Raw genomic sequence first — 7,615 nt, 5'->3', positions numbered from 1 at the left:
GCCGAGATAAAAAAGAAAAGGCTGTGGAGAGCTTCAGCCGAAAAGGGCGCCCAGGCCCTCTACTCCGCTCTCCTCTGCAGCCTCTTTGCTCTCTTCTTTTTCCTCTTTGGCTGCGGGTGCAGCGGCAGCAGCAGCGACGGGCGCTGCGGCAGCGGCTACGGGGACTGCAGCGGCCTGAGAGAGGACCTTGGAGATGTCCACGCCTTCTAAAGCGGCCACCAAGGCCTTGATTCTGACATCATCCGCAGCAACACCAGAGGCTGCGACGACATTCTTTATTCCTTCCTCAGTAACATCTTTGCCTGCGCTATGAAGCAGTAATGCAGCATATACGTATTCCATTTATATCAACCTCTATTAATTAAGACCAAATTAACCGAATAGAGCACCAAGTCCTGCAGCGGTGTCTCCTTCTTCTTCCTTCTTCTCTTCTTGCTTTTCCTCTGCAGCGGGCGCTGCTGTGGCTGCAGGTGCAGCCTGAGCCTTCTGGCCGCTGGCAAGGCCGGCGATGGCACTTGCATTAGCGGCCGCCTTGGCCAAAATGAACTCCATCATGCTGGGGATGATCATTCCCGCATCCAGCACCAGGGCTCTGGCCTTGGTCTGGGCCTTCTGAAGCATGGGTCCAATTGTAGCTGGCGTGGGGTATCCGATCTCCACTGCAAAGCTGAATGCCTTAGCAGAAGCCTCGCTTATCCTGGCGACCTGGCCTTCCACATCTATGGCTAGATCCTTGGAGCTGAATATCAGGCCGCCCTCATAGGCGCCTCTCAGCTCCAGACCTACATTTCTGGGGAAGATCTCCATGGTCTTAAGGATCTCTGCGGTCTTGGCAGGGACAACTTCGCCCTCTTTGGCCAGGGTGATCTTCTGATTGATGACCACCTTTCCGCCCTTAATTGCCGCGGGGATGCCTGCAGCCTGCAGTTTGCCGACCATGGGACCTGGCGAGAAAGAAGTTTCACCTGCCTCGATCACAATATCCTTGGGGGCACGGGTGCCAGCTTTGATGGGCATGGGCTGCTTGCCCTTCTCCAGCATGCTATTGAGCTTGAAGGGGTTCAGATCGCTGAAGATCAATGCTGTCTGATCCTCAATGAAGTCGGCCAGTGGTTTTATCTGGACGGGGGAAGCCTCCAGGGCACGGCGGGCAATGGTGTTCCTCACCATTCTTATCTCCACATTGCCTCTCAGATCCCCTCTCATCTTCTGCAGATTGTCCGCCGGGATCTCACGAAGACCTACAACTCCCACCACTCTGCTTTTGCTGATCTTATCAACCAGCTCATCTACCTCTTTGACCTTCCATTCCGGTATATGGGTAGTGTGACGGATCTGTCCAGCCATTTAGATCACCCTTATGGAAGGGCCCATGGTGGTCTTGACGTAAACTGATTTCAGGTTATGCCGACCATCCTTTAGAGTCTGTTCGAGCTTGACGACCACTGCTTCAATGTTATCAGCCAGCTCTTTGGTATTCATATTTCTGTTCCCAATCGTCAGGTGAAAGGTTGGCCTGTCCCTGGACCTGATCCTTGTCATGTTCTTAAGCCTCTGCACCTGCGGGGTGACATCCTGCGTTGGCGGCAGTGGCGTGGGCATCTTGCCCCTCTTGCCCAGGATTGAACCCAGGCTCTTTCCTATGACAGGCATGAACTGAGTCTCTGCGATGAAGAACTTGTACTCGTCCGCCAGCTTGCGCGCTGCTCTCTTATCTCCGGCGAACTCCTTGATCTCATCCCCGGAGATTACCCGGTCTGCTCCCGCGCTCTTGGCGCGCAGGGCAGTCTCACCGGCAGCGAATACAGCGATCTTGGTAGGCTTGCCCAGTCCGTGGGGAAGGATAACCTCGGCATCGACTCTATTCCCGGGCAGGGATAGGTCGATATTATGGAGGTTTATCGCCAGATCCACGCTCTCGGCAAACTTCCTGGCAGGGGCCTCAGTGATAGCCTGCTTTACGGCTTCTTCGATATCCATTTCAACCCTCCGTAGTCTGCGACTCTTATGGTCTCCTACGGCTTCTCAAAAAAGAGAATCAAAACTCAGATCATAGCACTATATTTAAGCCTTCGCTTCTAATATCTCATCGTATTTGCCGCTGGCCACTGCCAGCTGGGCATCCTTGCTGGACATTCCATCCACGGTGGCGCCCACCGATCCTGCAGTACCTATTACCTCGCGAGCGGCATTTTTGAGCGATTTGGATAGAAGGCCCTTTCTCTTGATGTTCGCGATCTTCAGGACCTGCTCCATTGTAAGGTCACCGATTGTTGTCTTATCTCCAGTGCCCTTTTCCCCACCGACCTCCTTGATGATCAATGCCGATGTGGGCGGCGTTCCAACCTCGATCTCGAACTCTGTTCTGGACTTCACAATGACCTTAACTGGAACCTGCATTCCATTGAGATCGCTTGTCTCTTCATTGATCTTGGCAACCACCTGGGCGACATTCACGCCCAGAGGTCCAAGAGCCGGCCCCAAAGGTGGTCCCGCGCTAGCCTTTCCGCCTGGGACCAATGCTTCTACAACATTAGCCAAATAAATCACCTCTAAGTTTCATCTTTGCTGAGAACGCGAACGTGATCTCCCCGCACTGTTATGGGGATGGGAACCATGGCCTCGAAGAGCTCTACAGTTATCTCTTCTTTAGCAAGGTCCACGCGCTTGACCCTTGCCTTCTCTCCCTTGAACGGCCCGGATATGAGCTCAACGATTGCACCTTCATTGATGCCGATAACTGCAGGCTTGGGGGTGAGAAAGTGCTCAACCTCTCCTATATTTGAGGCCCCTTTGATCACAGAACGCGCATGCGGTATTCCCTGGATCGCCTGATCCACAATCTCTGGAGCTGGTGATTCCACAAGTACGTAGCCTTTCAGCACATCTGGAACCAGCAGTGCCCTTATATCATACTTTTCCTTGCGCGCTATCTGGGCGATCATGTTGGCCACTGATCGTTCTTGGTTAGCAGTGGTCTTTACAACATATATGCTGGTCTCGGACATTCCGCCTTTTTAGACGAGGGCCGCCTATAAAAAGCTTTGTAATCAATCGGCTTTGCATGTAAAGTCCCTAATTTTAGGGACTTTCTTTGCAAGCATCAGACTTAATTTGCAGGAACTCAGGTTGTATCCCATTTTCGTACATCTCATGAATTACCACGGTTAAGTTGTACGCAATTATTTTAGCAAGTAGCTCGTTTACCTGAGCAACAGGATTCTTGGACTTCAGAGTTTCGCCAAACTTGCGCTTTATCGCGGCGTTTGTAGCCTCGATATTGCTCCTCTTATGGTAGTGCTCCATGAAATCATCGCGGTTAATCTGGAAGTAATGATACATCTTGCTCCAAAGCGTTGATCCTCTGGCTTTGCCAGTAGCGTTCTTCTTGAATGGGATGTATGCCTTACCGCCTTCATTTGCCACTAACTGAAGATTGAGGCGCGATGAGTAAGCCAAATCAGCAGATACCTCATTGATGGTGAAGCCCTTGGCGGTTTTCTTAACAAGAGGACCGAATTGAGGGGAGTCATTGCTATATGCATCGGTGATTGCCACAGCAGCTACCACATTGGTTTTTACGCCTGCGCAAAGGTGAGCCTTTACCCATTGATGCTCTTTCTTCTGACCATGCTTCATCCCGTTGTAGGCGCTGAATTGAGTCGTCCTGAAGCCTGTTGAATCGACCGCAAAATCAACCTCAATTCCCGCAACTGGCAGAGCGGAGAGCGTGACTAACTCATGTAGAATGGGGGTTATGTCTGGATTTCTGAATAGGATCGATGGCTGGTTGAAGTTGGGAGCATGGCCTATCTGTCCTTTTTCGGTCGCGTTCTGGAAGAGGCCATGCGCGCGTCGGCTGGAAAGCTGAGAATAGACCTTTTGGATCGCGCAGAACAGGGATTCATGAAGTGGTATGCGTGGCCGCCCCATAGTCTGCTCTGGTTCTGGAATGGCTTTCACCAGGTCCTCCAACAGCTCATCGAATAGCTTAACCTCTGCCATTTGCGCGGCGTTGTATGCGTCCCATGCTTGCTTATAGGTCAGGTGGACCTTCTCAGTAACGGTTCCTTGTGGGGTGTCCTTCTCGATTTCAAGGTAGTATCGCGTTGCTGCTATGTGCTTACACTTTCCCCCACGATAAACGAAATCCGGACAAGTGCAAGTCATGCCGCTTGGGGTTGCTTTGACTTCATAGACACCTTTTCCTGATTGGGATTTTACCTTGAAAGAGTGATCATTGACCTTCTTGATCTGATTGCCTTGATCAGCTATTGCTTTGCCCCGCTTCTCTCTCATATCTCGCATACTACAGTATATACCAATGAAGGTATTTATAGCTTGCTTATACTTCAGTATAGACAATAATATATACTATAAGCATACAAGGTTGACCACATGACTGGACAGGCAAACGTCAAAATTTATGCGGTGAAATCGCGACATACAATTAATTTGCCAAGCGAATTTGTTAGGGATAGCGCCTTTCCATTTAAAGTTGGTGAGGAGTTGGTTGCAAGAATAGATGGAGAGAAAATTGTCATCGAGAAAAAGAATCTTTTATTATTAATATAGCTCTATGGGTGCGTCCTCTTTTCTTTAGGTCTTCTAACCGAGAATCGATTTTAGATCTTTCTTTTACATATTCTTCTCTAGTTGAATCGTCGTTTCCTAAAGCCATTTTTAATATAGCTTTCATCAAATCAAAAGTATTTAATCTCCTTGCCCTCAAATTTAAGCGCAATTCATTATAAAAATTTATAATATTTCGTTGTCTTTCCTCAGAGGGATCGGCATCTAATAAATCAACCGTTGTTTGTAGAGCAAAAAATTCTTCTTGATAATCTTCGGTTATTTCTCTTAGCCAATATCCTAAAAAAACTCCGAACAAACCGGAAATGACGGATATAAGCGGCAAATAGTAATTTGTAGGATTATTTCTTTGTATGTATAAAAATATGTCCATCATAGCATCACTAAATCAAATCATAATCTCTTTTGAATAATCCTCTATGTCTAATACAAAGTTAATTTTTTTTGCCATATTCGAAAGAAGATTCAGGTTTCGTGATAATACTCCGGCGGATATCAAGGATAATTGTATTTGCCCGCGCTTTGAAATTATTATATTTAAATATTTAAATTTTAATGTGAAACCGAATTCGGTTGAAGAAAAATCGAAATCATCAAATTTCTCTCTTAAATTCATAATTTTAATCCCATCTAATTTAATATTATTTTTTGGACTTGTTATATAATATATAGGTCTAACGTTGGTCATGCTCATTTTAATCCCTCTCCATTCTCGCATTAGTTTCCTCGATCTCCTTTTCAAAATTTCCTTGTTTGGATAGCAACCCCGAAATATTTATTGCAAATTTTTTCCTATATCCTTGCCGGTCAGCCGAATTCTTTATGACCTCCATTATGAGGTCCTCTATTTCCTTTGCTTGTTCTATTTCCCCCATTTTAACTAGCTTGTCCTGCCATTCTCTATAGGTCAAAATTTCTCTATCTATCAAGTCCCTTTCTTGAGACATGTAACTATCTAAATCATATTTTAATTTTAAGGGCCATGTGCTATAGTCTTCATCAGAAAAATTTGCAACCGCCATTTAAACATCCCTAACGAACCAGTTGCTTTTATTCCTCCACAGCATTTTGAATTTTATTTATATTAAGTGATTGTTTAACGATTTCATCGATTTTCTTTTTGGCATCGTCGGGAAGCATCAACTCTTTCTCTTCCATCGGAGGGAATTTGCGAGAGAGATAGAGCATTCTTGTTTCTCGCCCTATCTCATCAATGATTAAATTGGACTCCTCGTATAGCTTGTCTAAGTTGGATACAATAGGCAATAATTTGTTTATCTTATTTAAATAATCCTGCACTTTGAGTAAATATCTTCGATTTTCTTGGTTGGGTTCTTCAATTAGATTTTTACAATAATCATCAATAGACTTAAAGACTAAATAAATAACAAGCGCCTCTTTCCCTCCATGTTGATTAAAATTCCTGCCTAGCTCAAAAGTTGTCTTTGTGATTTGATTTATAATTGTATTTTCTTCCTTTCTTCTAGAATAAGATATTTCCGCTAGTTTCATGCTAAAAATTTTTGCAAATTCATTCTGTTCATCGTAAACCGATGCCTCGATATCATTCATGAGAAATCTTCTTAATTTTTCTTCTATGGTGTAAAATTTGTTCCAATAAATGCCCGAATTTGTGTTTCTGTTGCATATTTGTTCTTGTAGGTCATTCAAATAAATTATTGATTCTTCTTTTATGCTAGAGTATATTTTACTGCGAGTTTGGTTGAGGTTGCGCAGTTCTCCGCCCAATTCTCTTATCATGTATCCTAATAGCATTAGCTTGGGATGATCTTCTACAAGGAGATTCATCATGATTCTATTGCCTACAAAGGATAAAAATTCGAGTTTATTTTCCTTAACTGCCTTCTTTGCCACTTCCAATTCTTGATTTATTATCGTGAATACAAGATCGGCGCTAATACTTATCCCTCTTTAACGCGCGTTTGAAAGATCTAATGAAGTATAAAGCTTATGAGCCATGAAAGAGAATGGTTAGAATATAATAAAATTTTTTGCGAAGTTAATTAAGAGATACGCCAAACATGTGAGCAGATTCAAACAGATTTAATGCAATTTATCGATGACGAGGCCAGAAAATAGATACAACTCCCAATTTTTTCATAAGTATGGTCAAGGTCGTTATATATTGATATAACTAATGCACTGATCAAATCTGTCACTTTCTTTGCAGGCACGCGACTAAATTTGCAGAATCGACTTCTCATGCAAAGCCTAATCAATCGAAATCTCTTTATACCATTAGCCAAGGTGATTGTTGAGGGGTGAGTATCTAAAATGAGTGGTAGGACTGATCAGTTGCGTGACCTCGTACTCAAGATTGGCGCCACCACCAAGGTCGTGGAAAAGCAGGCTACCCGGCATGGCAGCCTCCGGGGAAGCGGCGAGATTGAACAAGCCCTTTTGGGAGTAGTAAGGGAGATGATAAAGCAATACAACATCCAGACGAAACTGACTCCTGAACAGTTATCCTCTGTGGTAAGACTTTTCTATAAAGGATTGAGCGATACTGAGATTGCCGAGCAGTTGGGCGACAGAGCCCTCAATAAAACCGTCAGTCGAGCGAGAATAAAGCTTCACCTCTTCAGGGAGACAGATCTGAAACCACCATTTGATAAAGACGAGTTTATTCGCCTTGCAGAGGCCAACCGATCGGTCAAGGATATGGCCGAAGCCCTTCGCGTAGCTCCTTCAACGATTTCCGAATACAGGAATATCTTCGACAGCCAGAAGGCATCGGAGAGAGATGGCTACACTAAAAGGTTTTTGGAGATCCTATCCGATCAGGATGTCTCTGAGCGCATGGTCACCGTCCACACCGAGGATGGCCTGCAAGATACCATCGATACTGATTATGAAGCGGCAGAGGCCTAGTACCTCTGCTTAATTCTTTAAATTACCAAGTTATAAATTTATCAATACATTTTATAACACTTTATAATTAATACTCATTAACGATTATGTACTTTCCAACTTTTTAACAGATTTATAATATTCTCCTGTT

Annotated in this window: 11 protein-coding genes; 1 reads left to right on the top strand and 10 read right to left on the bottom strand. The window is 44.8% G+C overall.

Translation table 11 applies throughout. The features are described from left to right. Window positions 1–33 precede the first annotated feature (33 nt). From rpl12p to BP822_RS07350, 10 genes are all read right to left on the bottom strand, one after another. Complete coding sequence (gene rpl12p, locus BP822_RS07395) at window positions 34–342, bottom strand: 50S ribosomal protein P1 (RefSeq protein WP_286858398.1); 309 nt, start codon at window positions 340–342, stop codon at window positions 34–36. 30 nt (window positions 343–372) lie between these two features. Next, window positions 373–1,347: a 50S ribosomal protein L10 gene (locus BP822_RS07390; protein WP_013720294.1), complete on the bottom strand. Its 975-nt coding sequence runs from the start codon at window positions 1,345–1,347 to the stop codon at window positions 373–375. Next, a complete protein-coding gene (locus BP822_RS07385; protein WP_013720295.1) occupies window positions 1,348–1,980 on the bottom strand; it encodes a 50S ribosomal protein L1 in 633 nt (210 codons plus the stop codon). It abuts the gene before it with no gap. A gap of 84 nt (window positions 1,981–2,064) precedes the next feature. Beyond that, complete coding sequence (locus BP822_RS07380; protein ID WP_013720296.1) at window positions 2,065–2,541, bottom strand: 50S ribosomal protein L11; 477 nt, start codon at window positions 2,539–2,541, stop codon at window positions 2,065–2,067. An 11-nt stretch (window positions 2,542–2,552) separates the two neighbouring features. After that, a complete protein-coding gene (locus BP822_RS07375) occupies window positions 2,553–3,008 on the bottom strand; it encodes a transcription elongation factor Spt5 (RefSeq protein WP_013720297.1) in 456 nt (151 codons plus the stop codon). Window positions 3,009–3,081: 73 nt separating this feature from the next. Next, a complete protein-coding gene (locus BP822_RS07370; RefSeq protein WP_286878072.1) occupies window positions 3,082–4,308 on the bottom strand; it encodes a transposase in 1,227 nt (408 codons plus the stop codon). 232 nt (window positions 4,309–4,540) lie between these two features. After that, window positions 4,541–4,966, bottom strand: a complete 426-nt coding sequence (locus BP822_RS07365; protein WP_286878071.1) for a hypothetical protein — start codon at window positions 4,964–4,966, stop codon at window positions 4,541–4,543. Between the two features lie 15 nt (window positions 4,967–4,981). Beyond that, window positions 4,982–5,287, bottom strand: coding sequence for a hypothetical protein (locus BP822_RS07360; protein WP_286878070.1), 306 nt, complete (start codon window positions 5,285–5,287; stop codon window positions 4,982–4,984). A gap of 1 nt (window position 5,288) precedes the next feature. Further along, complete coding sequence (locus BP822_RS07355; RefSeq protein WP_286878068.1) at window positions 5,289–5,615, bottom strand: hypothetical protein; 327 nt, start codon at window positions 5,613–5,615, stop codon at window positions 5,289–5,291. A gap of 28 nt (window positions 5,616–5,643) precedes the next feature. Then, entirely contained in the window at window positions 5,644–6,468 is an 825-nt protein-coding gene (locus BP822_RS07350) for a hypothetical protein (protein ID WP_286878067.1), read from the bottom strand. 441 nt (window positions 6,469–6,909) lie between these two features. On the opposite strand from BP822_RS07350, the gene BP822_RS07345 reads away from it, so the two are divergent. Beyond that, window positions 6,910–7,485: a DNA-binding response regulator gene (locus BP822_RS07345; protein WP_273271610.1), complete on the top strand. Its 576-nt coding sequence runs from the start codon at window positions 6,910–6,912 to the stop codon at window positions 7,483–7,485. The last annotated feature ends 130 nt before the right edge of the window (window positions 7,486–7,615 follow it).

The sequence above is a fragment of the Methanosaeta sp. UBA458 genome (genome assembly GCF_002496085.1).
Classification (GTDB): Archaea; Halobacteriota; Methanosarcinia; order Methanotrichales; family Methanotrichaceae; genus Methanothrix; species Methanothrix soehngenii.
This window is presented reverse-complemented; position numbering and strand designations above follow the sequence as displayed.

Excerpts from the sequence above, each read along its gene's own strand:
- BP822_RS07365 (WP_286878071.1), bottom strand. The coding sequence starts at position 4,966 with ATGGACATATTTTTATACATACAAAGAAATAATCCTACAAATTACTAT.
- BP822_RS07375 (WP_013720297.1), bottom strand. The coding sequence starts at position 3,008 with ATGTCCGAGACCAGCATATATGTTGTAAAGACCACTGCTAACCAAGAA.
- BP822_RS07390 (WP_013720294.1), bottom strand. The coding sequence starts at position 1,347 with ATGGCTGGACAGATCCGTCACACTACCCATATACCGGAATGGAAGGTC.
- BP822_RS07385 (WP_013720295.1), bottom strand. The coding sequence starts at position 1,980 with ATGGATATCGAAGAAGCCGTAAAGCAGGCTATCACTGAGGCCCCTGCC.
- BP822_RS07370 (WP_286878072.1), bottom strand. The coding sequence starts at position 4,308 with ATGCGAGATATGAGAGAGAAGCGGGGCAAAGCAATAGCTGATCAAGGC.
- BP822_RS07355 (WP_286878068.1), bottom strand. The coding sequence starts at position 5,615 with ATGGCGGTTGCAAATTTTTCTGATGAAGACTATAGCACATGGCCCTTA.
- rpl12p (WP_286858398.1), bottom strand. The coding sequence starts at position 342 with ATGGAATACGTATATGCTGCATTACTGCTTCATAGCGCAGGCAAAGAT.
- BP822_RS07360 (WP_286878070.1), bottom strand. The coding sequence starts at position 5,287 with ATGAGCATGACCAACGTTAGACCTATATATTATATAACAAGTCCAAAA.